The following is a 24,289-nucleotide window of genomic DNA, read 5'->3' on the forward strand; positions in this document are numbered from 1 at the left end:
AATAAAAGAGATTATACCTGCAAGGATGTAAAAAAGAAAACTTTTATTTATATTTTCACCTTCTTTTTGGTGGCCCTACGGGGATTCGAACCCCGGTTTTTGGGTTGAGAACCCAACGTCCTGGTCCACTAGACGATAGGGCCACTTTATATTTTATGGCTGGGGAGGATGGATTCGAACCATCCCTACCTGATCCAGAGTCAGGCGTCCTACCAGCTAGACGACTCCCCAATTTTTACTTTTAAATATAATATATTAATAAGTGAGAATTTGTCAAGAATTGGGAGATATCCTCTAAAACCCGTTTCTATTTTAGAGAGTCAAATTCACCTCCTTTTTTTATTTTAGTTCGCCTGACTTATCATTTTTGTATTAAAAAAATTTTTTACCCCTCCTTAACAAAGTTTAAATTAAAAATTATTTTTTAACATCTTTTAAACTTATGTAATGTTCCTTCTTATTTATTATTCGTATACTCTACTAATAAGAGATCTTTACCATCTTTTGTTAAAGCTAAAAATGTATCTTTTTCTTTTGTATAATAAAGATGATAAACTTGATCATAAGGTTTACTCTTTTTCCCATCAACAACTACAAACCATTTCTCACCTTTTTTGCAACATATGCAAATCTTTTTCCATCATCTGTAAAAGTTACATTATATACTTTATCAAACCAACCTTCTCTTTTTCCATTTATTATTAGAGACTGTTCATCTTCTTTTTCAGTAATCAAATACCATGAACCATTTTCATAAACATGTCCTTTAATTACTTTTTCTTCATCTTCCAATGTAAATAATTTTGTTTCTTTAAATCCCAAGCTTTGGGCAAGGGTTAATTGAAGAATAAAGAGTATTAGGATAAGGAAAATTAATTTTTTATTCATTTAATATCCCTCCTTTAATAATTCTCTCACCCTTGGAAGTTTTATATAAGACCTTATCACTTCTTCATCTACATCAAAGTATTCTGCAAGTTCCCAAATTTCTGTTATTCCCCTTCTTACTGCCTCTAAAAATTTTTCTTCAGGAATAAGATAAAATACTTGCCATTTTTTTTGCTCTGTATTCTTTTCTTGAAATCTCAATCTTTTCTCTATAATTTTCTGGGTTTTTGCTTTTGTATGTTGAACCTGTGAAGTAGTGTCCAAGTTCTTCAGCAAGAACACATTTTAGTTTTCTATTACTTTTATCAATATATTTTTGCAAATGTTTTTAAAATTCCTATATAAATAAAAAAACTTGTAATAAGCTGCGTCAAAAAGCCAAATTAAAAGAAACCTGAATGTCTTTTTAACTTCTATAACTGGCTTAATTCCTATTTTCTATATCTCCTTTGTTAATCCTATAAAATCATATAGTTTTTCTCCTATAAAATATTTTCCTTTTAGCTCTATACTTCCCTCTATAATCTCTTTCACTATCTTTACTTCACCCTCATAGGCTTTCTCTGCCTTAACCCCATATATACTTATTATCTTCAAATTTGTATTCCTCAGATTTGTAACTACCTTTCTCTATTCCATATAAATTGAAATTTTCTTCAGATTCTTTATTCTTAATTTTGCAATGTTTAAAACAGTAATAGTCTCAATAAGGAAAAAAGATGTCTTTTAAAAAAGAGAAAAAATAATAGTTAACACTATAACTTTGATTATTAAAGGAATAATCCTATGTGAGTATTCTTCTCTATATTTTTCTTACATTCCAAGTAACTCTTTCAGAAGGGTTTTGTCTTTAATACCGCTTTTGAGACCAAATAAAAGTAATAGCAAGCATTGTATATAATTATTTCAGGATCTTTTGTATGGCTTAATCATGATTTATTGCTTCTTCTGGTATTTTTAAACTTAAAATCATATCTTCTCTTTCATCATAGTATTCTCTCGAAGCCATACGTCTATTTTGTATATATAATGCAAGGCAAGTCCTAAATTCACCAAAGAATATTCATACTTTGAATACGTAACTTATCATCTTCTCAGGATCCACTCTAAGGTGGTTTTCGTAAAATATATAAAAGTTCCCCTTTTATAATTTATATCTATTAATAACTATTTTTGTTTTAATAAAAGCTGCATTAACCAATATCTTTTCCAAGGCACTTAGGAAGATTATAAGATTTAAAAATTTTATAAATAATTTTTATGTGAGTCTTTATCCTTATTATTATTTCTTATGGCTTCAGTAATTTTCTTCAAAAATATCATTTCCTCTAATAAATCTTTTCTTAGCCACATTATTTGTTAGGTCTAAAACAATTATGCTGTAACTTTTTCTTGAATATACATTTTAAAAATATCATGTATCATTAGATTAATTTTTTCGCTTCTTTTTATTTCTATTAGATTAAAATCAGGTTCACCACAGACATCAACACCTAATACCTTGTATTGAGAAAGGATATTCAAAATATCAAAAAATGAATCTAAATCTATCATTCCTTGTTCCCAATTTGTAAAGATATATTTTTTATCAAGTATATCTTTATCAATACTTATATAGACAGGAAAATTTATGTATTTTTTTAAGATATCAAAATCATTTTTAATTATTTTCAATTTTCTGAATAAATTATCTTTAAAAGAAATGTTTTCATTATCAGTCACCACTACCACTTTTTCAATAAAGGGTAATCTTACTGCGTCTCTTATCCAGGATCCACAACTTATATATCCCTCAAAGGTTTCCATAAAATCCAAATGATGATCAATAACTACTAACTCAAAAGGTAATTTTATATTCCTTATAAAAAGATAGGTTAAATAGTGAAAATCACTTTTTCCTAAAAATTTAATTCCTTTATAATCAAAAGGAATTAATTTTTTAAATTCTTCTAATTTCTCATAGGAACACAGATATTTGACCTGGGAAATATTATTAAAAGAAATTAACTTTCCTATAGAAAGAAGCTGATTCTGATTTGTATAAACATGGTCAAAATTTAATATTAAGGTAGGAAAATTGGTTGACATAATTTTCCTACTATATTCTTATTTTCACTTTTTAATCATTCTCTCAATTTCAATGTGAAATTTACCCCTTGACGTTTCCTTTATATCAAGAACTCTAAAACTACCAAGATTATGAACAGTTACTATATCTCCTATATTTAATTCATAAAAAGAATCCTGAATCTTCCTTCCATTGACCTCTACCCCACCACCTTTAATATAAGTTTGCATTTTACTTCTTGATATTCCAAGTGCAAAGCTCCCTATAGCATCCACCCGCTTAGACGCTTCTGTAGTACGTAATATTTTAGATGGCTCTGTATAACTTTGTAATTCATAAAAGCTTAATATTTTAAATTCAAAATTAGTGTCATTAAAAACTTCTTCTATATCATCTCTAATTTCATTAGCGAAGATAATTTTCCAACCATCATGGGTTAGCCATATATCCCCAATTTTATCTAATGAAATGCCCTTTTCTTTTAAAAATTCCAATATAAAATTAGAATTTATTTTTTCATAAGAAATCAGATTTATTCCTGCAAAATATTTATTTAAATCCAAATATTCTATCAATTCTATTTTATCAGAGATAAAACCTCTTTTCCTTTCAGCTCCACTTATACCACCTTCAAGCCTTGTATATAACGTATTTTGAAAAAGAAAACTGATTTTTTGAAATAAATATTGTTCTGTAAGAGACAAAAAACCTGTTGGATTTATACCTCCTTTTTGCCCCACTCTTTGGAACACCTTATAAATTTCTCTTACCTTTTCTTTATCTTCCTCTCTCTTTAAATCTTGAATAATATCTTCTAAATTTCTCATAATAATTAATAATATCACGAGACTCTCTTTTAAAAAAAGCTTCTTAAGGGTAAAATCTATAAATATATAATACTTTTAAGAGGTGGAAAAATGAAGATAGGAGTTTTAATAGGTGTTAAATCTACAGAAAAAGAAATTGCCATGAAAACTGCCCAAAATATTATTTCTGCCTTGAAGATTAAGGGTTATGAATATTGTGAAATACCTATTGATGAAAATATTGTTGAAAATATAAAAAGGGAAAAAATTGATGTGGCTATAATTTCTGCTCATGGTTTATATGGTGAAGACGGAACTATTCAAGGACTCTTAGAGCTTCTTGGTATACCTTATGTAGGCTCTGGTGTCCTTGCCAGTGCATTAGCTTTAAATAAAGTTATGGCTAAAAAAATATTTCTATATCATAAAATACCTACTCCTAAATGGATTGAAATTTCAAAAAAAGATATGGAAACAAAAGATTTAGAAAAAATTCTTGAAAACATAAAGAAACTAAAGAAACCCTGGATAGTTAAGCCCTCAAACCAAGGTTCCACAATAGGATTATCTATAGCAAATGATAAAGATGAATTAATAAAAGCCCTTGAATATGCCTTTAGATTTGATCAATATATTCTAATAGAAGAGTTTATAAGAGGAAAAGAAATAACAGCAAGTATTTATGACATAGATAATACAATTTGCCTTCCTTTAATAGAAATTATTCCCAAAACAGGTTTTTACGATTACCAAACTAAATATACCCCAGGATTAAGTGAACATATAATTCCCGCAAGACTTTCTGAAGAAACTTACAAAAAAGCCCAAGAGCTTGGTGTTTTAGCTCACCAAGCTCTTGGTTGTAGACATCTTTCAAGAGTTGACATGATTGTAGAAGAAGATACACAAAATATATACGTTTTAGAAGTAAATACTATTCCAGGTATGACAGAAACAAGCTTATATCCCGAATCTGCCAAAGCTTTTGGAATAGAATTTCCAGACCTTATTGACAGCTTCATAAAATCTGCCTTAAGAAGTATTTAATTACCTCTTATTCTTTTTTACTTTGGGTTCAGCTGAAATTTTTCTATATAATGGGCAACTTTGAGGTAAAAGTGGTAATCCTGCCTTTCTCCTACTATAAGCATAAATACCAAAAGCAATAAGCAATAAAGATACTGTCTGGGATCCTGTTAAGTATAAAAAGTTTCTTGGATTGTCTCTAAATATTTCTACAATGAAGAAAGCTAATGAATAATATACAAAGAAATTAGTAGCTACCTCCCCATCAAAAGTCTTTCTATTCTTAACTCTTAGTAAATATACAAAAACAATTAGGAAAGCAATTGTATAATAAAGTTCGGTAGCATGTCTATATCCATATATATTTGGGAATTTTACTCCCCAAAGTAATGGGGTTTCATATCCATAACAACAACCATTTAAAAAACAGCCAATTCTTCCAATTGCACTACCTATAGCAATACTTGGAGTAATAACATCTAAAAACTTCCAATAAGAGATTTTGTGTCTCCAAAGATAAATCAATACCACAATTGTTGCTGCAAAAAATCCACCAAAGAATATTAATCCACCATCCCAAAGTTGCAATATTGAAATGAGATTACCTTTATATGCATTCCAATATTTTATTACATAAACAATTCTCGCTCCTAAGATTCCTGAAATAATACTCCATACTGATACATTCAATACATGGTCTGGATCAATATCCTCTCTTTTTGCCCATCTCATTGCTAATAGAATTCCTATAAGGAAGCCTAAAGCTACTAAAGTGCCCCATGAATAAATTACAATAGGTCCAATTTTATACTTAAAAAATTGGAATTGGGGGATTGTAAACAATTTAGGGTACATTTTATCTCTCTACCTCCTTCTTTTATTTTATTAGTTTTAGAAATAGAAAAAATCCTCCCAAAGTAATAAAAACATCAGCCAAATTGAAAACAAAAAAATTTTTCATATGAATAAAGTCTATCACATAACCATAAAAAACTCTATCATACAAATTTCCTAAAAGTCCTCCTAATATAAATGCTATACCCAAAAAACTAAATTTCTTATATAGTATCAAGAGCACTATAAGGGCTAAAAAACTAAAAAATATAAGAAAGAATCTCGGAATATATATTCCTAAAGCAGCACCATAATTATGCACAAGATTAAAGCTAATTACAAAATCCAATTTTACTCCATCAAAAAAATGCCTATTGGCCATTTCTTTAGTTATTCTATCTATTAAAAAAAGAATAAGTATAATCCAGTATTTCATAAATAATATATTAAGGCAAATTCACCACAGTCTGGAAATTTCGGACATCTAACACAATCACTCCAAACCTTAAAGGGTAATGTTCTTTTATCAACCTCTACAAAACCCAACTTTTTAAAATACTCTGGAATATATGTAAGGGCAAGTACTCTCTTTAAACCAAGAAATTTTGCTTCATTTAGACAAGTAAATACAAGTTTTCTTCCATAACCCCTTCCTTCGTATTCTTTTTTAACAATAACTGACCTCACTTCTCCAAGGTCTTCCCAAATAATATGTAAAGCACAAGTACCTATAATTTTTTTTTCTATCTCTAATATGTAAAAATCCCTAATATTTTCATAAAGATCACTTAAAGATCTCGGAAGAAGAAGACCTTTTTCAGCATATTCATTAATTAGTTTATGAATTTCAGGTACGTCTTGTATTTTTGCTTTTCTTATCATACTTCTACCCTCGGTAAGAAAGATTCTACAAATTCTTTAGGATCAAAGGGTTCAAAATCATCTTTATCCTCACCTATACTTACAAACTTTACAGGTATTCTAAAGGTCTTTACAATATTAAAAATTACACCTCCTTTTGCAGTACCATCTAATTTAGTTAATATTACTCCGGTAAGATCAACAGCATTTCTAAAAGTCTCTACCTGTTTTATAACATTTTGACCTAAGGTAGCGTCTACTACAATAAGATTTTCAGAAGCTTTATATCCTAAAGTTTTTTCAACAACTCTTTCGATCTTCTTCAACTCTTCTAAGAGATTACTCTTTGTGTGCATTCTTCCAGCAGTATCTACCAATAAAACATTTTTATTTCTTGCTTTAGCAGCTTCTATAGCATTATAAACAACCGATGCTGGGTCAGCTCCTTCTTTTTGAGCTATAACATCTACTCCTACCCTCTCTCCCCAAAGCTTAATTTGATCAATAGCTGCTGCCCTAAAAGTATCTCCTGCAGCTATTATTGGAGAATAGCCCATATTTTTTAGGTAATAGGCCATCTTACCAACTGCACTTGTTTTTCCTGTACCATTTACACCTAAATATATAAAAACATTTATCTTTTCTGGAATAATATTAAGCTGAGAATTTATCCCACTAAAAATACTCAAAAAGAAATTAAACATAAATTCTATAAGTTCAGAAGTGGATGTGATTTTTTGCTTTTTAATTTCATTAATTAACTGATTTGTTAATTCTAAACCTAAATCACTTTGAATAAGTTCCATTTCCAATTCATCCAAAAGATCATCATCAATCTTAGAAAAGCTAAAAATGTTCTGTAATTTCTCTGCAAATTTTTGTAATTTAGGTAGCCTATTCCAAAAGCTCAATTTGCAACCTCCTCTTCTAATTTCCAAAAAAATACTTGCGAAGAACCCTTATCATTTAAAGTCACACCATATATTATATCAGCATATTGCATCAAAACAGGATTATGAGATATAAGAATAAATTGATTCTCTTTACTTAATTCCTTTATTTTCCTACCTAAAATCATGGCATTTTGATTATCCAGAGCAGAATCAATTTCATCCCAAAAGCAAAAATTAATATGAGCAAGTTCTACCGCAGAAAGCAAAATAGATATACCCACCAAACTTTTTTCTCCTCCAGAAAGCATAATAATATTTCTCCAACTTTTCTTCTGAGATGAAATTCTAAGTTTTATATCAGAGGTCAATGGATCACTTTCATTATCTAAGAAAATTTCAAGATTTGAATTAGGAAAAAAAAGTTGCCAATTTTTATTTACTAAATCCTTAAATTGTAAGAAACAACCCACAAATCTTTTTTCGGCCTCTTCCCGCGTTTCCCTAATTATCTTTCTCAAAGAATTAATAGATCCATACACATCATCTATCTGTATAATAAGTTCTTTATATTTTTTCTCTTCTTCCTCCAATTTTGTTTTTGCCAAAAAGTTTACAGGGCCTAACTTTTCCAACTCTTTAACAAGATCTTTCTCCAAAATCCTTAGTTTTTCCTCGGGAAGATCTATTTTTAATTCCCAATCCTCCTGGTAATTATTCTCTATGTCTACTTCTAACTCTCTTATACGATTTAATAAATCTTTCTTTTTTTCCAAAAGAACAATCTCTTCTTCTCTGTTTTCTTGCCATTTCTTCTCTAATTCTTTAATACGAGTCGTAAGAAGACTCTGTTTTTCAAAAAACTCATTATTTTCTTCAAGTAATCTTCTCTTTTCTTCTAATAGCTCCTTTATTCTATTTTCTAAATATTTAATGTTTTTACTTAAATTGGATAAATCATCGTCAATTTTCATTATTTCTTGGTCTATGTTTTTCATCCTTTTTTCAAGATAACTATATCTTTCCTGTAAAAGATTAAGCTCTTTTTCTAAAGCTATTTTTTGGATCTTACAATTTTCATACTTATCTCTCCATATTTTTATATCCCTTTGTAAACTATTGATTTCATCTATGATAGCTTTTAATCTATCCTCTAAAAAAAGTCCTTCTCTTTCGTATATTTCTAACTTTCTTCTTCTTTCCAATAGATTTTGTTTTTCTTCTCTTTTCTTCTTAATTAGATTTTCAAGTTTAATAATTATTGGCTCTAATTTTACTCTTATATCTTTCATTTTATCAATTTCATTTCTCAATATCTCTAAATCCCTTTTTAAAAATTGGTTGCTTTCAATAAGATCTCTTATCTTTTCCTCATTTTCTACAATAGACTTTTCTGATAAAAGTGTAGCCTCAATATTGAATCTTATTCCACCACTTATGGTTCCTGATGGTAAGAATACTTCCCCTTGAAGGGTAACAATTCTCCATCCATCATTAAGAATGTCTTTATTCTCAACAGCAGAATCAAAATTATTAAAAATAATAACATTACCTAAAATATTTTTAACTAAATTATCATATTGACAATCATATTTCACAATATCAATTGCTCTAACCGCCACATTTTTCAGCTTTTCAGGAAGATCTTTAATTTTTTCATATCTATTTAAGGTTAATGGTCTAAAAGTAGCCCATCCAACTCTTTTTTCTTTTAAAAAGTTAATTAATTCTTTTGCTGTTTTTTCATCATTCACAATTATGTCATATATAGTATTTCCTAAAAGATTATATAAAGCCTCTAAATACTCAAAGGGTATCTCTATAATGTTCTTAAAAATGTCATGTATTTTCTCTCTTTTGTAATGGATAATTTCTCTTACACCACGGGGATAATTTTCTACTAAACTTTCCTTTAATTCACCTATAAGATTTTTTAATTTGTTTATCTCCACAATATTTTTCTCAAAAGTTTCTTCTTTTTTTCTAAATATCTTATTTTTTTCAATATAATCTTTTTCCAAGCTCTCTCTATAATTTTTAAGATTAAATAATCTTTTTTCCCAATTTCTAATAACTATATCAATTTTCTCAATTTTATTATCTATAATCTCTACATCTTCATGGGAAAAAGAAAATTCAGAAAATTCCTTAATTTTTTGTTCCAACCTACTTTTTTCTATAATTTTCTCTTGTAAAGCAATTTCTCTATCTTTCAAAATATCAAAAATTTCATCATAATTTTCACTATTAATACTTTCTAATTTTTTCTCAATATCATTCCTTTGTGTTCCTACAAGATAAAGCTCTTTTTCTAAATCAGTCCTTTCTTCCCTTATACTTTTCAACCTTTCAGTTAGAAGATTTCTCTTTTCTTCATTTCTACTTTTTTCGATACTCAATTTTTGAAGTTCATTATCTAAACTCTCCAAATATGCTTTTTTATCTTTCAAAATCTTATCTATATTTTCTTTTTCTCTTTGAAGCTCTTCCTTATTCAATATGATAGAATCTATAACATTCTCAAGCTCTTTTAACCTTAAATCTATATTCTCAAATTCCTTCTTATATTTTTCAAGATTTTTTAAGGCTTTTTGCCGTAAACAATATTTAAGAGACTCCCGAACGTCAGCAATTTTTTTATTTATCTCTTCATATTTTTGGGCCACCCTAGCTTCTTCTTTTAAAATATCTAAATTGGCTTCCATCTCTTTTCTTTTCTCTTCAAGTCTATTCCATTCATTTTCAACTACTTCCAACTTTAACAAAATATCCTTTACCTTCTCATGATAACCGGATATTCCAGCTATACTTTCAATGATTTCTCTTAACCTTTCATTTTCTTTTACTACTAAATTATCTATCTCCCCCTGATTCAAAAAAGCAAAGCTATATCTACCAAGACCAAGATTTAAAAAAAACATCTGAATATCTTTTAGTCTGACCAGTTTATTATTAATATAGTAATTGCTTTCTTCCTCCCTATATATTTTTCTTGAAATTTCTATTTCCTCATCATCTAACTGCAAACACAAATCAACCTCTGCAAAATTTGAGGGAGGATGAAATTTATTTCCCCCAAAAATTACCTCGTCTACTTTTTCTGCCCTCAAGGTTTTAACTCTCTGCTCTCCTAAGACCCACCTTATAGCATCTAAAATATTACTCTTACCACTACCATTAGGGCCAGTAATAACAGTAAAATTTTGAGAAAATGGTATTTTGGTTGATCCTATAAAAGATTTAAAATTGTGAAGTTCTAATCTTTTAAGATATATCATTTCTAATTTTCTTCAACCCCTCTTTTGCAGCCATAATTTCTGCTTCCCTTTTACTCTTACCTATACCTTCAGACCACTTTTCTCTATCTACCCAAAGTTCTACATAAAAAGTTTTATTATGTTCTGGACCTTCCTCTTTTACTACTCTATATTGAGGCTCTTTTCCTTCTTTAAGAAGTATTGATCTTAATAGGTTTTTCCAATCTACTTCTAAATTTATATTTTTTATATCTTCCTCAAAAATTCTCCAAATAAAATCTTTTACAAAATCATATCCTTTATCCAAATATATTGCTCCAATGAAGGCCTCAAAAAGATCACACAATACTGATGGCTTATTTCTTCCTCCCTGTTTTTCTTCTCCTGTACCTAAAAATATTAATCTATCTAATTCTAAAGCTTTTGCTTTTTTATATAACATCTCTTCTTTTACAAGAAAGATTCTCATCTGAGTTAATACACCCTCTGTTGCATGCTTATAATAATCAAAAAGAAGATCAGTGATAACCATATTTAATACTGCATCACCCAAAAATTCTAATCTTTGATTATCTATTTTAAATTCGGGATTTTCATGCTTAAAAGATGGATGAATAAGAGCTTCTATAAGTAGCTTTTTATTATCGAATGAAACTCCAATATTTTTACCTATCTCTTGACTGATTTTATCTATATCTATTTTAACTTTTTTCATTCTTCAAATTTTTTAAAAATTAATGATGCATTTTGTCCGCCAAAACCGAAAGAATTCTTTAAGGCATATTTTACTTTCCATTTTCTACTTATGTTAGGTACATAATCCAAATCACATTCTGGATCTTTTTCCTCATAATTTATAGTGGGATGTAATATACCGTTGTATATAGACAACACTGTAGCCACAGATTCTACAGCACCAGCAGCACCAAGTAAATGTCCAATCATAGATTTTGTGGAACTTACTGGAATATTGTAAGCATAATCCCCAAAGACTTTTTTAATCGCTAATGTTTCTATTTTATCATTCAATTTAGTTGAAGTACCATGAGCATTTATATAATTTATTTCCCTTGGATCTATTTGAGCATCTTTTATTGCACGTTTCATAGAAAGAACAGCCCCATATCCTTCTGGATCTGGTGCTGTTATATGATACGCGTCATCGGATGCCCCAAAACCCACTATTTCTGCATAAATTCTTGCTCCTCTTTTTAAAGCATGCTCCATTTCTTCAAGTATTAATATTCCTGCACCTTCTCCCATCACAAAACCATCCCTTTTAGCGTCAAAAGGTCTACTTGCTTTCTCAGGAGGATCATTCTGAGTAGAAAGAGCTTGTAAAGCACAAAAACCAGCTATTCCCATAGGAGTTATCGATGCTTCTGATCCCCCAACAATAGCAAAATCTGCCTCACCAAAGGATACTAAGCGGTATCCTATACCAATTGCATGGGCTGAAGATGCACAAGCTGAAACAGGAGAATAATTAGGACCTCTGAAACCAAAAAAAATAGAAACGTTACCTGAAGCTATATTTATAATTACCATAGGTATTAAAAAAGGACTTACCCTATTTACACCCTTTTCAAATAAAACTCTAAATTGATTTTCTAAAGTTTCAAAACCACCTATTCCAGATGTAACAATCACAGCAGTATTTTCTTTTTCTTCTTCTGTAGGATTCCAATTAGCATCCTCTATAGCAAGTTTTGTAGCAGCAACAGCAAATTGAGAAAATCTATCTAATCTTCTAGCTTCCTTTCTATCTATAAAATCTTCTGGGTTAAAATCTTTAACTTCTCCTGCAATTTTTGTTGGAAAATCATCTACAGGAAATTTAGTTATGTAGGATATTCCAGATTTCCCATTTATAATTCCTTCCCAAAACTTATCTTTACCAACCCCAAGAGGTGAGATTACACCTATTCCAGTTACTACAACCCTTCGTCTCATCCACAAAACCCCCTTAATAAAAATGAGGGTACTGGATTTTTCCAGTACCCTTTCTACCATACTTATAATCTTTTCTCAATATACCTTACCACATCTCCTACAGTTTTAAATTTTTCTGCCTCCTCATCTTGAACATCAATACCAAACTCTTCTTCTAATGCCATGATTAGTTCTACAGCATCCAAAGAATCCGCACCTAAGTCCTCTTGAATATTTGAATCCATAGTAACAAGATTCTCATCTACTCTAAGTTGATCTACAATTATTTTTTTGACTTTTTCAAAGATGGTAGCCTCATCCATTTTACAGTTCACCTCCTTCCTCTTGAGAAATTATATATCATCTTTTTAGATTGCTAATCCTCCGTCTACATTAAGAACTATTCCTGTAATATAGGAAGCCTCGTCTGAAACCAAAAATTTTACAGCATTTGCCACATCTTCAGGATCTCCAAATCTGCCTAAGGGAATTTCATCTAAAACTTTCTTTTTCATTTCTTCAGAAAGAACATCTGTCATTTCAGTTTTTATAAAGCCAGGAGCAATTGCATTTACTGTAATACCCCTTGAGGCTACTTCTCTTGCTACAGCCTTTGTAAAGCCTATAATACCAGCCTTAGCTGAGGCATAATTAGCTTGTCCAATATTACCCTTCAGTCCTACCACTGATGAAATATTAATAATTCTACCACTTCTTTGTTTCAACATAATCTTTAATGCAGATTTTGTACAAAGAAATACACCTCTTAAATTCGTATTTATTACTTGATCCCATTCTTCACTTTTCATTCTTATTAGAAGATTATCTTTAGTAATTCCTGCATTATTGACTAATATATCCAATTTTCCCCATTTTTCAATAACAAAATTGAACATCTTTTCAACTTCTTCCTCTACACTTACGTCAGCCTGATAAATTTCTCCCTCCCCACCTAACTTTTTCAATTCCTCTAAGGTTTCCAATGCTGATTCTTTTTTACCTCTATAATTGATGAGGACTTTAACTCCCTCTCTTCCAAGAGCAAGAACTATAGCTCTACCAATCCCTCTACCCCCACCAGTTACAACTGCAACTTTATCCTTTAACATCCCAGTTCCCCCCTTAAAGTTTCTAAATCTTCTGATTTTTCTATTCCTATAACTTTGACCTCTGGAATTATTTTTTTTATCAATCCTTGAAGCACCTTTCCCGGACCAACCTCTACAAAACAATCTATTCCTAAGTTATATATATTATTTATTGCTTCAACCCATCTTACTGACCCTGTAAATTGTTTTATAAGTATATCCTTAACATTATTTTCTACAAAATCACATGTAGTACTACTAAGCACATTATATTTGGGTTTTTTAAAATTAAAATTACTTAAATAATCCTTAAAAATCTCTTCAGCTTCTTTCATTAAAGGAGAATGAAAAGGACCACTAACAGATAAAGGTACGACCCTTTTTATCTTATCTTTCATCTTTTGATACCATAAATCAAAAGCTTCTTTTTCTCCAGAAAGAACAATTTGTCCAGGAGAATTATAGTTAGCAATAAAGATATTCAAACCCTCTTTTTGAGATTCTTTTACGCTATTTTCTATCTCCTCCAAATCTCCACCAAGAATAGCCCACATTCCACCTTTAACCTTTTCTGCCACTTCACTCATTACTTCAGATCTCTTTTTAATTAGATTCAGACCATCCTCAAAATTATAAACCTCTGCATAATAAAAAGCAGAATATTCTCCCAAGCTATGCCCTATTCCATATTCTGCCCAAAAACCTTCTTTTTTCAAAAAATCTGATAACATAGCACTTACAGAAAAAATAGCTGGTTGAGATATTCTCGTATCCTTTAAAACCTCTTCTGGACCATTTTGAACCTTATCAATAAAATCCTTACCTAAAATCTCTTCCATAACTTGAAAGTAATACTCATATTCAGACTTCTCTAAAAATGGGCTAAACATACCCACATACTGAGATCCCTGTCCTGGAAAGACAAAACATATCTTCATAGGTTAAACCCCTCACACTTCATTTTAACTTTCAATATTCTTCCATCTTAATACAGCAGAGCCCCAAGAAAGTCCAGCTCCAAAACCAACTAAAGCCAAAATATCTCCGTCTTTTATCTTACCTTCTAAAACAAGCTCTTCAAGAGCAAGTGGTATGGAAGCTGTAGAAGTATTACCATATTTATGTATGTTAATAGCGACTTTGTCAATAGGAATACCCAATCTCTCTGCTCCTGTTTCAATAATCCTGATATTTGCTTGGTGCGGAATAAGCCAATCTAAATCAGCAGGGGTTAGTCCTGCCTTTTTTAGAGATTCTTCTGTTGTTTCACCTAAAACTTTTACTGAAAATTTAAAAACTTCTCTTCCATTCATTTTAATATAATGAAGCTTATTCTTTAATACCTCTTCAGAACATGGATTCTTTGCACATCCTCCAGGAATTGCTAACAAATCAGCTCCCGATCCATCTAATTTAAGATCCCAAGAGAGTAAACCATAACCATCACCTACTTCTCTTAATACAACAGCTCCTGCACCATCTCCAAAAAGAACGCAAGTATTTCTATCTTCCCAATCAACAAATCTTGAAAGAACTTCTGTTCCTATAACTAAAACTGTTTTAACATCTCCTGATCTAATAAATTGGGCGCCTGTAATTAAAGAAGATACAAAACCAGTACAAGCACTAAGTAAATCAAAACCACCTGCATTTTTTGCCCCAATTTTATTTTGTATAACTGCAGCCATAGACGGAAAAATCATTTCTAAAGAAGCAGATGTAACAATAATAAGATCTATTTCCTCAGGTTCTACTTTAGCCATTTTCAAGGCTTTTAGTGCAGCTTCTGCTCCAAGATCTGATGGATTTACATTACTATCAGCTATATGTCTCTCTTTTATTCCTGTACGTGTAGTAATCCATTCATCAGAAGTATCTACCATTTTCTCCAAATCATAATTCGTTAAAACTTTTGGGGGAACTACCGTCCCAATCCCTATTATCCCTACACCCATTTTAAATCTCCTTATATTATTCTTCTTTCTCTTCCTTTACCTTTAATACTTCCCTACCCTTATAATAACCGCAAAATGGACATATTCTATGAGGTCTTATCATTTTATGACAGTGAGAACATTCTACTAACGCAACACCACTTAGTTTATACCTCACCCATCTACGATCTCTTCTTGTAGTAGATAGTTTTTTCTTCGGAAGACCCATTGCTATTTCCCTCCCTTTTTATCTAAAAACTTTTTAAGTGGCTCCCATCTTGGATCAATCTTACTTTCTTTTGAACATTCACACTCACCTAAATTAAGGTCCTTCCCACATACAGGACATAATCCTTTACAATCGGGACGGCAGAGTGGTTTTACAGGTATATTTAATCTTATACTATCCTCAAGAAGAGGATCTAGAAAGAGACTCTCTTTTTCAAGTACAAATTTAAAATCTTCATCTTTTAACTCAATAATATCTCCAGGGCTTATGTTTCTTTGTATAGGAATATCCCATAAATATATTTCCTGAATCTTAGCTTCTAAATTATAAGGAAAATCTTTCAAACATCTACTGCATACAAGACTTAATTTTGTCTTAATATTACCTTTTACTAATACTTCTTTACCTAAATTTATAAGCTTTAATCTTATATGAACAGGTTCTAAAAAAAGCAAATCTTCGTAATGAGGAATAAAATCTTCCTCGTAAATAAACTCCTTTCCTACCTCAGAATGTAAATCAGCAAGATAAATTTCCACAATATCACCTTCTTTTTATTTATTCCCTACAATTTTAACTGTTTCTCTTGCAATCATTAACTCTTCATTAGTTGGTATTACCCATACCTCAACCTTTGAATCAGGAGTACTTATCTTTAATTCTTCACCTTTTACTTTATTTTTCTCTGGATCAATCTTTACACCAAGATGTTCTAAACCCTCACATATTAAACTTCTCTCTAATGGTCCTCTTTCACCAACACCAGCAGTGAATATCAAAACATCGAGTCCACCTAATATAGCGTAATAGGCACCAATATATTTTTTAATTCTATAAGCAAAAACCTTTAAAGCCAACAAGGCTCTTTCATTACCTTTTTCAGCAGCTTCTCCTACATCTCTAAAATCACTACTTACTCCGGAAATACCTAAAATACCACTTTTCTTATTAAGAATGTTATCCATTTCTTTTGGAGATAAATTTTCCTTTTCCATCATAATAAGTGGGATCGCAGGATCAATATCACCACATCTTGTCCCCATAACCAGTCCTTCTAACGGTGTATATCCCATACTAGTATCTATTGATTTACCATTTTTAATGGCTGTAATACTTGCTCCATTTCCAAGATGGCAAGAAATAATTTTTAATTCTTCCAATGGTTTTCCAGTTAATTGAGCAACTCTTCTTGAGACATAATAATGGGAAGTACCATGAAAACCATATCTTCTAATCTTGTATTTCTCATACCATTCATAAGGAAGGGCATAAATGTATGCTTCTTTTGGCATGGTTTGATGAAAGGCAGTATCAAATACTAAAACTTGTGGGGCTTCTGGTATTAAAGACATACAGGCTTCAACACCTTGTATATTATAGGGATTATGAAGAGGAGCCAAATTTTCACATTCCTTTAATTTCTTATAAGTTTCTGGGGTCACTAAGGTAGCCTCAAAAAAGCTTTCTCCACCATGTACAACCCTATGTCCTACAGCATCAATATCATTAAGAGAACTCAATATTCCATCGTTTTTATCTACCAACAACTTAAATATCTCTTCTATTGCTTTCTTATGAGTGGGTAAAGGTACCTCATAAATTTTTTTAGATTCTAAGCCTCTTTGATATACAATCCTTGAACCATCAAGGCCTATCCTTTCAGCAAGCCCCTTTGCTAATACACTCTCATCCTTCATATCAAAAATCTGATACTTCACTGATGAACTTCCACAGTTCAAAACAAGTACTTTCATAGCTACCTCCTTTTCTACCTTGAAATTTATCCACGTAATTATACTATAGCAAGGAATGTTTCACAAGATTTACAAAAGATGTTAATATTTTTTTAAATTTTTCTTATATGTTCGACAGGAATATTATTCTTTCTAAATATCTCATTCACCAAAGCAAGATCTTCTGTCTCTAGTCTGAGCACTAAAAAACCATAATCCTCAGAATCACTTGGAAAGGTAGCCATACTCATAATATTTATTCCCTTTTCAGCAATAAGATTTACAATTTTTGCTATTTCTCCAGGAGTATTTTTTATTCTTAATGTATATCTCAAACCTTTTTTACCATCTCCAAGCATCTCTATAAAAGCCTTAAAAATATCACTTTCTGTTATTATTCCAATAACTTCTCCATTTTCTATAACAGGTAAAGCACTTATCTTATTATCTCTCATGATTAAAGCAGCCTCCTCAATAGGAGCATCTGCATCTACTGTTATAGGATTGGAAGTCATTGCATCTTTTACTTTTAATTTTTCTAAAAGATAATTGATTTCAAAAATACTTAAAGATGTAGCTTGAGATGGTGATACAGACCTTAAATCTCTTTCCGTTACAATACCTACAAGCTTTCCTTTTTCCATAACAAGTAATCTTCTTACTTGGGATTCTTGCATTATCTTCCATGCTTCCAAAATAGACGTATCAGGAGATACACTTATAGGATTTTTGGTCATTCGCATTCTAACAAGCATAATAAATCAACCTCCTAAGTAGGCCTTCTTAACGGCCTCATTATTAGCAATCTCCTCTGTCGGACCTGAAAGGACAATTTTTCCTGTTTCCATAACATATACCCTATGGGCAATGGAAAAAGCCATATTGGCATTTTGTTCTACAAGAAGGAGAGTTATTTTTTCTTCATTTATCTTTTTTAATACAGAAAAAATCTCTTGAACAAGTAAGGGAGCAAGTCCCATAGAAGGCTCATCAAGTAAAAGAAGTCTCGCATTAGACATTAAAGCTCTACCTATGGCAAGCATTTGTTGCTCTCCACCACTTAATGTTCCAGCTAATTGTTTTTGTCTTTCTCTAAGACGAGGAAAAAGATTATACACAAATTCTAAATTTTTTTCTACTACCTTTTTATCTTTAACAAGATAAGCACCCATTTCTAAATTCTCTTTTACAGTCATGTTAGGAAATACTCTTCTCCCCTCAGGAACATGTGCAATTCCAAGGGAAGCAATCTTATATGATGGTAATTTGGTAAGGTTTATTTCGTAAAAATAAATATCACCTTTTACTATTGGAGTTAATCTAAATATAGAACGAAGGGTAGTTGTTTTACCTGCACCATTGGCTCCAATAAGAGCAACTACTTCTCCTTCTTTAACATCAAGATTTATACCTTGTAAGGCTTTTATACCACCATAATAAACATGCAGATCTTTAATGGATAACACCTTTTACCTCCTTACCCAAATATGCCTCAATAACTCTTGGGTTATTTTTAACTTCTTCAGGTTTTCCTTCTGCAATTTTCATACCAAAATCCAATACAATTATTCTCTCACATATATTCATAACTACTTCCATATGATGTTCAATAAGTAAGATGGTAAGATTGAATCTCTCTCTTATAGTAGATATCAAATTTACAAGCTCAAGAGACTCATTTAGATTCATACCAGCTGCAGGTTCATCTAAAAGTAAAAGGGAAGGCTCGGTGGCCATTGCTCTTGCTATTTCAAGTTTCCTCTGCTCTCCATAAGGAAGATTTTCTGCAATTTCATCTTTTCTTTTGTAAAGTCCGAAGAAATCTAAGTATTCTTCAGCCTTGTCCCTCTGAATACTTTCTTGTTGAATATACTTACGATTAGAAATTAACGTATCAAACAAGGATGCATTATAAACTTTGTGCATAGCTATCATCACATTTTCTAAAACTGTTAGTTTTTTAAATAACCTTGGATTTTGAAATGTTCTTGCTATTCCAAGCTTTGTTATTTGATAGGGTTTCATACCTAATAAATTTTTTCCATTAAATATAATACTTCCTTTAATAGGTAGATAAAAACCAGTCATTAGATTAAAAACAGTCGTTTTTCCAGCCCCATTAGGACCAATTATTCCTAAAATCTCATTTTTTTCTACTTCAAAAGAAAGATCTGAAACTGCCATCAGTCCCCCAAAGGCACAAGATAGATTTTTCACTTCTAAGATAGCCATTAGCCTATCCCTTTCCTTCTCAAGAATTTATATAATCTGTAAAAGGAAATCTCTCTATTACCCATAAGTCCTGAAGGTCTTACAAGCATCATTATTATCAGAGTTAAAGAATAAATAATTAATCTTAAGTGTGCAAAACCCCTTAATACCTCTGGAAGAACAGTTAAAACAAAGGCTCCAAAAATAGATCCCGTTATACTTCCAAGTCCTCCAAGTACAATCATGAGTAATATTTCCACAGATCTCATAAAAGTAAAACTACTAGGATGTAACATCATTAAGTAATGGGCAAAAAGTCCTCCTGCGATTCCAGCAAAAAAGGCACCTATAGAAAAGGCAAGTACTTTATAATAAGTAGTATTTATTCCCATACTTTCAGAAGCAGTTTCATCTTCTCTTATAGATATTATTGCCCTACCATGAGAAGAATTTATGACCCTGTATATAACCACAACAGCTATAAAAGCCCAAAGAGCAACCCAAGTTATATCGGTTAGCTTTGGTATACCAGGAAAACCTCTTGGTCCTCCTACCACATCTAAATTTAAAATTGCAACCCTGATGATTTCACCAAAACCTAAAGTGGCTATGGCAAGATAATCCCCTTTAAGTCTTAAAGTAGGAATACCTATCATTAGTCCTAACAGGGCAGCAAACAAACCTCCAATAATAAGAAAAGCTAAAAATATAACTCCTTGAGCCAAATCTCTCGGAAGAAAACTTAACATATTTAATAGTTTCTCTCCCTGATAGATACTTAGGGCTGCACTAAAATATCCTCCTGCTGCCATAAACCCTGCATGCCCAATTGAGAATTGTCCTGTAAAACCATTTATCAAATTTAAACTTACTGCAAGAATAGAATTTATCCCAAAAAATACTAAAATTTGATATATATAAGGATCCAAATTCTTACTTAATACAGAAAGAAATAATATTAATATTAATGTTGATAAGGTCAAAAGATTTCTTCTCATCACACCTTTTCCCTCATATATTTTCCTAAAAGTCCTGAAGGTCTAACTAAAAGAATTATTATAAGAATTATAAAAGCAACAGCATCTCTAACAGTAGATGATATAAAGGCAGAAACTAAAACTTCCGCAATACCTAAAATAAACCCACCAAGCATAGCTCCTGGTATTATTCCAATACCCCCTAAAACAGCTGCCACAAAAGCTTTTAAACCTGGCATAACTCCCATATAAGGTTCTATTTTATTAAAATATAGCCCTACAAGTACGCCACCTGCAGCTGCTAAAGCAGATCCAAGAGCAAAAGTAAAAGATATAACACTATCAATATTAATCCCAAGCATCAACGCCATCTCTTTATCTTGAGAAACAGCCCTCATTGCTTTCCCTATCTTTGTTCTCATAACAATAAATTGGAGGAGTATCATAAGAAGAATAGATATTAACAAAATTATAATTTGACGATTAGTCAAAATAAGACCACCTATATTGTATATATCTACAGGAATACTTTGGGGAAAAGATCGGGGTGACGCACCTACTATAAGTACCATCAAATTCTCTAAAAGAAACGAAACACCTATAGCTGTTATCAATAATGAGATCCTTGGAGCTATTCTTAAGGGTCTATAAGCAAATCTTTCTATAAGCATACCTATGACACTTGCACCGATCATTGCTACAACAAGCCCTAAAGCAAAAGGTAAATTCCAAGAACCTAAAGCAAAATAACCTATAAATGCTCCTACCATAAATATGTCTCCATGAGCAAAATTAATAAGTCTTAATATACCATATACCATGGTATAGCCTAAAGCAATTAAGGCGTATATACTACCTAAGGATATTCCATTTATTATTTGCTGTAATATATCAACCATCTATCCACGCTCCATTTTAAAGATAAAACCTTTATATTATACAAGAAGGGAGGTAGATAAATCTACCTCCCTTATATTAAAAACTTGTTATGGCTTCACTGTAGTCCTATAAACTTGTTTTCCATCTTTAATCTCAATTATAACTGCACTTTTTACTGGATTTCTATTTGCATCAAAAGTTATTACTCCTGTCACTCCTCTGAATCCCTTTGTGGCTGCAAGAGCATCTCTTATCTTTGAAGAATCTGTACTACCAGCTCTCTTAATAGCATCTACCAATAGTTTGGCTGCATCATAAGCAAGAGCAGCTAAAGCATCTGGTGTTGTTCCATACTTCTTTTGATAATTCTTTACAAAGGTTTGAACTACAACTTCCTTTGAATCAGGACTATAGTGGTTGCTGAAGAAACATCCTTCAGCAGCTTTTCCTGCTGTTTGAAGAAGTACAGGAGAATCCCAACCATCTCCGCCACCAAATGGAACAGTTATTCCAAGCTCTCTTGCTTGAAGAAGGATAGGCCCTACATCGGCATAATATCCTGGTACATATACAAAATCTGGTTTTGCTGATTTGATTTTAGTCAGTTGAGCTCTAAAATCAGAGTCTCCCTCAGAATATGACTCTTCAGCCACTATCTTACCACCAAGAGCGGTAAATTTCTGTTTAAAGAATTGGGCAAGTCCTTTACTATAGTCACTTGTCACAGCGGTAAGTATGGCTGCAGTCTTTAATTTTAAATTTTTATAAACAAAATTTGCCATTACTTCCCCTTGGAAATCATCTATAAAGCATGCTCTAAAGATATAATCTCCTACTTGTGTTACTTTTGGATTTGTTGCGGTTGGTGTCAGAAGTACTATTTTAGATTGTTGAGCAATAGGAGCTACTACTAAAGTAACAGAGCTTGTTACTTCTGCTATAAGAGCCACAACCTTATCTCTCTCAATAAGCTTTTTAGCAGCGTTTGCTGCCTCTTCTGGTTTGTACTGGTCATCTTCAATTAGAAGTTCAATCTTACTTCCTAATACTCCTCCTCTTAAATTAACCTCTTCAATGGCCATTTTTGCTCCATTTGCGCAGGATGTACCAAAAGTAGCCAATGGACCAGTAATTGGGAATATAGCTCCTATTCTTATTGTTCCTGCTGCTTGTAAGGGTATTACCAAAAGAAAAATTGAAACCATAGAGATTAGGAAAAGTTTTGTAAAACGCTTCATTTCTTCACCTCCCTAAAGTATATTTATAAAAAAACAGGGACATTCTCTAAAGAACATCCCTGTTCTAAGTATTGAAAAGTATAACTAAATTTTTAGCTTAATGTCAACTCCGTATATTTTCAAACTAAGGATAAATTCTATATATCATCCTCGGGAATGGAATTGCTTCTCTTACATGTTTTAAACCGCATATCCATGCTACTGTTCTTTCTATACCAAGTCCAAAACCTGAATGAGGCACACTTCCATATCTCCTCAAATCTATATACCATTCAAAAGCTCCCTTTGGTAAATTATATTCTTTAATTTTCTCTTCTAATAATTTTAGATCATGTATTCTCTGACTTCCACCAATAATTTCTCCGTATCCTTCAGGAGCTAAAAGGTCATTATTTAAAACTTCATCGGGATTATATGGATCTGGTTGCATATAAAATGGTTTTATCTTAGCAGGATAATGATGAATAAATACTGGTTTATCAAATTGATTTGAAATTATTGTCTCCTCATCACCACCAAAGTCATCTCCATATTCCACATTTAAACCATTATTTTTAAGAATTTCTATAGCCTCTCTATAAGTAATTCTTGGAAAAGGTGGTACTACATTTTCAAGAGGTTTTGTGTCTCTCTCTAATATTTCAAGCTCTCTTTTTCTTTTTTCCAAAACTCTCTGAACTATATAACTAACCAAGTCTTCTTGTAATTTCATATTATCTTGCCAATCCCAATACGCCATCTCTGGTTCAACCATCCAGAATTCTGTAAGATGACGTCTTGTCTTTGATTTTTCTGCTCTAAATGCTGGACCAAAACAATAAACTTTACCAAGTGCCATGCATGCAGCTTCCATGTAAAGTTGTCCACTTTGTGAAAGATAGGCTTTTCCAAGATCAAAATAATCAAGAGAAAATAATGTGGTTGTTCCTTCACAAGCGGAGGGTGTCAATATAGGGGCATCAACTAAAACAAACCCCTTGCTATCAAGAAAATCTCTTATAGCTTTAACTACTTCACTTCTTATTCTTAAAATAGCATTTTGCCTCCTTGATCTAATCCACAAATGTCTTCTTTCAAGAAGAAAATCTATAGAATGATCTTTCTTCTGTATTGGATATTCTTCAGAATAGGAAACCACATTTACTTTTTTCAACATCAACTCATAACCACCAGGAGCCCTTGGTTCTTTTTTCAAATCTCCAATCACAATTATGGATGACTCAATTGGAATTTTCTCAAAAAAATCAAGCTCTTCTTGATTAAAATTATCCAAAGTTGCTACACCTTGTATATAACCTGTACCATCTCTAATAATAAGAAAAACAACCTTACCACTTGATCTTTTATTAAATAACCACCCTCTTATTTCAATTTCTCCCTCTTGTATCTTAGGAATATCTTCAATGTAAACCCAGGAAGCTGCCATAGCTTCATCCTC

At 31.5% G+C, this 24,289-nt stretch carries 27 protein-coding genes and 2 tRNA genes; 1 reads left to right on the plus strand and 28 read right to left on the minus strand.

Translation table 11 applies throughout. The annotated features are described in order from the left end of the window. Positions 1 to 67: 67 nt before the first annotated feature. The 7 genes from ACY3IT_RS07140 to ACY3IT_RS07170 form a co-directional block, all read right to left on the minus strand. Positions 68 to 143 (minus strand) — tRNA-Glu (locus tag ACY3IT_RS07140). 13 nt (positions 144 to 156) lie between these two features. Continuing rightward, positions 157 to 231: transfer RNA gene (locus ACY3IT_RS07145), tRNA-Gln, on the minus strand. A 360-nt stretch (positions 232 to 591) separates the two neighbouring features. Next, positions 592 to 888 carry a hypothetical protein gene (locus ACY3IT_RS07150; RefSeq protein WP_463082265.1) on the minus strand — a complete coding sequence of 99 codons (297 nt, stop codon included), beginning with the start codon at positions 886 to 888 and terminating at the stop codon, positions 592 to 594. Further along, positions 889 to 1,164 (minus strand): hypothetical protein, encoded by a 276-nt coding sequence (locus tag ACY3IT_RS07155; protein ID WP_463082266.1) that lies wholly within the window; start codon positions 1,162 to 1,164, stop codon positions 889 to 891. It abuts the gene before it with no gap. A gap of 162 nt (positions 1,165 to 1,326) precedes the next feature. Then, entirely contained in the window at positions 1,327 to 1,485 is a 159-nt protein-coding gene (locus ACY3IT_RS07160) for a hypothetical protein (protein ID WP_463082267.1), read from the minus strand. Between the two features lie 777 nt (positions 1,486 to 2,262). Continuing rightward, positions 2,263 to 2,976 carry a hypothetical protein gene (locus tag ACY3IT_RS07165; RefSeq protein WP_463082268.1) on the minus strand — a complete coding sequence of 238 codons (714 nt, stop codon included), beginning with the start codon at positions 2,974 to 2,976 and terminating at the stop codon, positions 2,263 to 2,265. A 24-nt stretch (positions 2,977 to 3,000) separates the two neighbouring features. After that, positions 3,001 to 3,783, minus strand: coding sequence for a S4 domain-containing protein (locus tag ACY3IT_RS07170; protein WP_463082269.1), 783 nt, complete (start codon positions 3,781 to 3,783; stop codon positions 3,001 to 3,003). Between the two features lie 90 nt (positions 3,784 to 3,873). Between ACY3IT_RS07170 and ACY3IT_RS07175 the strand changes: the two genes are divergently transcribed. Further along, positions 3,874 to 4,809 (plus strand): D-alanine--D-alanine ligase family protein, encoded by a 936-nt coding sequence (locus ACY3IT_RS07175; RefSeq protein ID WP_463082270.1) that lies wholly within the window; start codon positions 3,874 to 3,876, stop codon positions 4,807 to 4,809. On the opposite strand, the gene lgt is transcribed toward ACY3IT_RS07175, so the two are convergent. The 21 genes from lgt to asnS form a co-directional block, all read right to left on the minus strand. Further along, positions 4,810 to 5,643: a prolipoprotein diacylglyceryl transferase gene (gene lgt / locus ACY3IT_RS07180; protein ID WP_463082271.1), complete on the minus strand. Its 834-nt coding sequence runs from the start codon at positions 5,641 to 5,643 to the stop codon at positions 4,810 to 4,812. Positions 5,644 to 5,665: 22 nt separating this feature from the next. After that, the gene (locus ACY3IT_RS07185) at positions 5,666 to 6,058 is read right to left on the minus strand and encodes a signal peptidase II (RefSeq protein ID WP_463082272.1); all 393 of its coding nucleotides are present in this window, start codon (positions 6,056 to 6,058) and stop codon (positions 5,666 to 5,668) included. After that, positions 6,055 to 6,504, minus strand: a complete 450-nt coding sequence (locus tag ACY3IT_RS07190; RefSeq protein ID WP_463082273.1) for an N-acetyltransferase — start codon at positions 6,502 to 6,504, stop codon at positions 6,055 to 6,057. Before ACY3IT_RS07190 ends, ACY3IT_RS07185 begins: the two co-directional genes overlap by 4 nt. Then, positions 6,501 to 7,394, minus strand: coding sequence for a signal recognition particle-docking protein FtsY (gene ftsY, locus ACY3IT_RS07195; RefSeq protein ID WP_463082274.1), 894 nt, complete (start codon positions 7,392 to 7,394; stop codon positions 6,501 to 6,503). Before ftsY ends, ACY3IT_RS07190 begins: the two co-directional genes overlap by 4 nt. After that, the gene (locus ACY3IT_RS07200) at positions 7,391 to 10,651 is read right to left on the minus strand and encodes an AAA family ATPase (protein WP_463082275.1); all 3,261 of its coding nucleotides are present in this window, start codon (positions 10,649 to 10,651) and stop codon (positions 7,391 to 7,393) included. Before ACY3IT_RS07200 ends, ftsY begins: the two co-directional genes overlap by 4 nt. Beyond that, a complete protein-coding gene (gene rnc, locus ACY3IT_RS07205; protein ID WP_463082276.1) occupies positions 10,638 to 11,345 on the minus strand; it encodes a ribonuclease III in 708 nt (235 codons plus the stop codon). Before rnc ends, ACY3IT_RS07200 begins: the two co-directional genes overlap by 14 nt. Continuing rightward, positions 11,342 to 12,583 (minus strand): beta-ketoacyl-ACP synthase II, encoded by a 1,242-nt coding sequence (gene fabF, locus ACY3IT_RS07210; RefSeq protein ID WP_463082277.1) that lies wholly within the window; start codon positions 12,581 to 12,583, stop codon positions 11,342 to 11,344. Before fabF ends, rnc begins: the two co-directional genes overlap by 4 nt. 62 nt (positions 12,584 to 12,645) lie before the next feature. After that, entirely contained in the window at positions 12,646 to 12,885 is a 240-nt protein-coding gene (gene acpP, locus ACY3IT_RS07215) for an acyl carrier protein (RefSeq protein ID WP_148805450.1), read from the minus strand. Positions 12,886 to 12,930: 45 nt separating this feature from the next. Then, positions 12,931 to 13,671: a 3-oxoacyl-[acyl-carrier-protein] reductase gene (fabG, locus tag ACY3IT_RS07220; protein WP_463082278.1), complete on the minus strand. Its 741-nt coding sequence runs from the start codon at positions 13,669 to 13,671 to the stop codon at positions 12,931 to 12,933. Beyond that, positions 13,665 to 14,588: an ACP S-malonyltransferase gene (gene fabD / locus ACY3IT_RS07225; RefSeq protein ID WP_463082279.1), complete on the minus strand. Its 924-nt coding sequence runs from the start codon at positions 14,586 to 14,588 to the stop codon at positions 13,665 to 13,667. Before fabD ends, fabG begins: the two co-directional genes overlap by 7 nt. A 24-nt stretch (positions 14,589 to 14,612) precedes the next feature. Further along, positions 14,613 to 15,605 carry a beta-ketoacyl-ACP synthase III gene (locus tag ACY3IT_RS07230; protein ID WP_463082280.1) on the minus strand — a complete coding sequence of 331 codons (993 nt, stop codon included), beginning with the start codon at positions 15,603 to 15,605 and terminating at the stop codon, positions 14,613 to 14,615. A 16-nt stretch (positions 15,606 to 15,621) separates the two neighbouring features. Continuing rightward, on the minus strand, positions 15,622 to 15,813 hold the full coding sequence (gene rpmF, locus ACY3IT_RS07235) for a 50S ribosomal protein L32 (RefSeq protein ID WP_463082281.1): 192 nt from the start codon (positions 15,811 to 15,813) through the stop codon (positions 15,622 to 15,624). Positions 15,814 to 15,815: 2 nt separating this feature from the next. After that, positions 15,816 to 16,352 carry a YceD family protein gene (locus ACY3IT_RS07240; RefSeq protein ID WP_463082282.1) on the minus strand — a complete coding sequence of 179 codons (537 nt, stop codon included), beginning with the start codon at positions 16,350 to 16,352 and terminating at the stop codon, positions 15,816 to 15,818. A 15-nt stretch (positions 16,353 to 16,367) separates the two neighbouring features. Continuing rightward, positions 16,368 to 17,567 (minus strand): acetate/propionate family kinase, encoded by a 1,200-nt coding sequence (locus ACY3IT_RS07245; RefSeq protein ID WP_463082283.1) that lies wholly within the window; start codon positions 17,565 to 17,567, stop codon positions 16,368 to 16,370. Positions 17,568 to 17,659: 92 nt separating this feature from the next. Further along, positions 17,660 to 18,301 (minus strand): CBS and ACT domain-containing protein, encoded by a 642-nt coding sequence (locus tag ACY3IT_RS07250; RefSeq protein WP_463082284.1) that lies wholly within the window; start codon positions 18,299 to 18,301, stop codon positions 17,660 to 17,662. 6 nt (positions 18,302 to 18,307) lie between these two features. Next, positions 18,308 to 19,012, minus strand: a complete 705-nt coding sequence (locus ACY3IT_RS07255; protein ID WP_463082285.1) for an ABC transporter ATP-binding protein — start codon at positions 19,010 to 19,012, stop codon at positions 18,308 to 18,310. Then, positions 18,999 to 19,778: an ABC transporter ATP-binding protein gene (locus ACY3IT_RS07260; protein ID WP_463082286.1), complete on the minus strand. Its 780-nt coding sequence runs from the start codon at positions 19,776 to 19,778 to the stop codon at positions 18,999 to 19,001. Before ACY3IT_RS07260 ends, ACY3IT_RS07255 begins: the two co-directional genes overlap by 14 nt. Further along, positions 19,778 to 20,755: a branched-chain amino acid ABC transporter permease gene (locus ACY3IT_RS07265; protein ID WP_463082287.1), complete on the minus strand. Its 978-nt coding sequence runs from the start codon at positions 20,753 to 20,755 to the stop codon at positions 19,778 to 19,780. The genes ACY3IT_RS07260 and ACY3IT_RS07265 overlap by 1 nt, the downstream gene beginning before the upstream one ends. Then, positions 20,755 to 21,633 carry a branched-chain amino acid ABC transporter permease gene (locus tag ACY3IT_RS07270; RefSeq protein WP_463082288.1) on the minus strand — a complete coding sequence of 293 codons (879 nt, stop codon included), beginning with the start codon at positions 21,631 to 21,633 and terminating at the stop codon, positions 20,755 to 20,757. The genes ACY3IT_RS07265 and ACY3IT_RS07270 overlap by 1 nt, the downstream gene beginning before the upstream one ends. Before the next feature lie 87 nt (positions 21,634 to 21,720). Then, the gene (locus ACY3IT_RS07275; protein ID WP_463082289.1) at positions 21,721 to 22,851 is read right to left on the minus strand and encodes an ABC transporter substrate-binding protein; all 1,131 of its coding nucleotides are present in this window, start codon (positions 22,849 to 22,851) and stop codon (positions 21,721 to 21,723) included. Between the two features lie 124 nt (positions 22,852 to 22,975). Next, positions 22,976 to 24,277, minus strand: coding sequence for an asparagine--tRNA ligase (gene asnS / locus ACY3IT_RS07280; protein ID WP_463082290.1), 1,302 nt, complete (start codon positions 24,275 to 24,277; stop codon positions 22,976 to 22,978). Between the last annotated feature and the right edge of the window lie 12 nt (positions 24,278 to 24,289).

It is taken from the genome of Dictyoglomus sp. GBS (assembly GCF_055179815.1).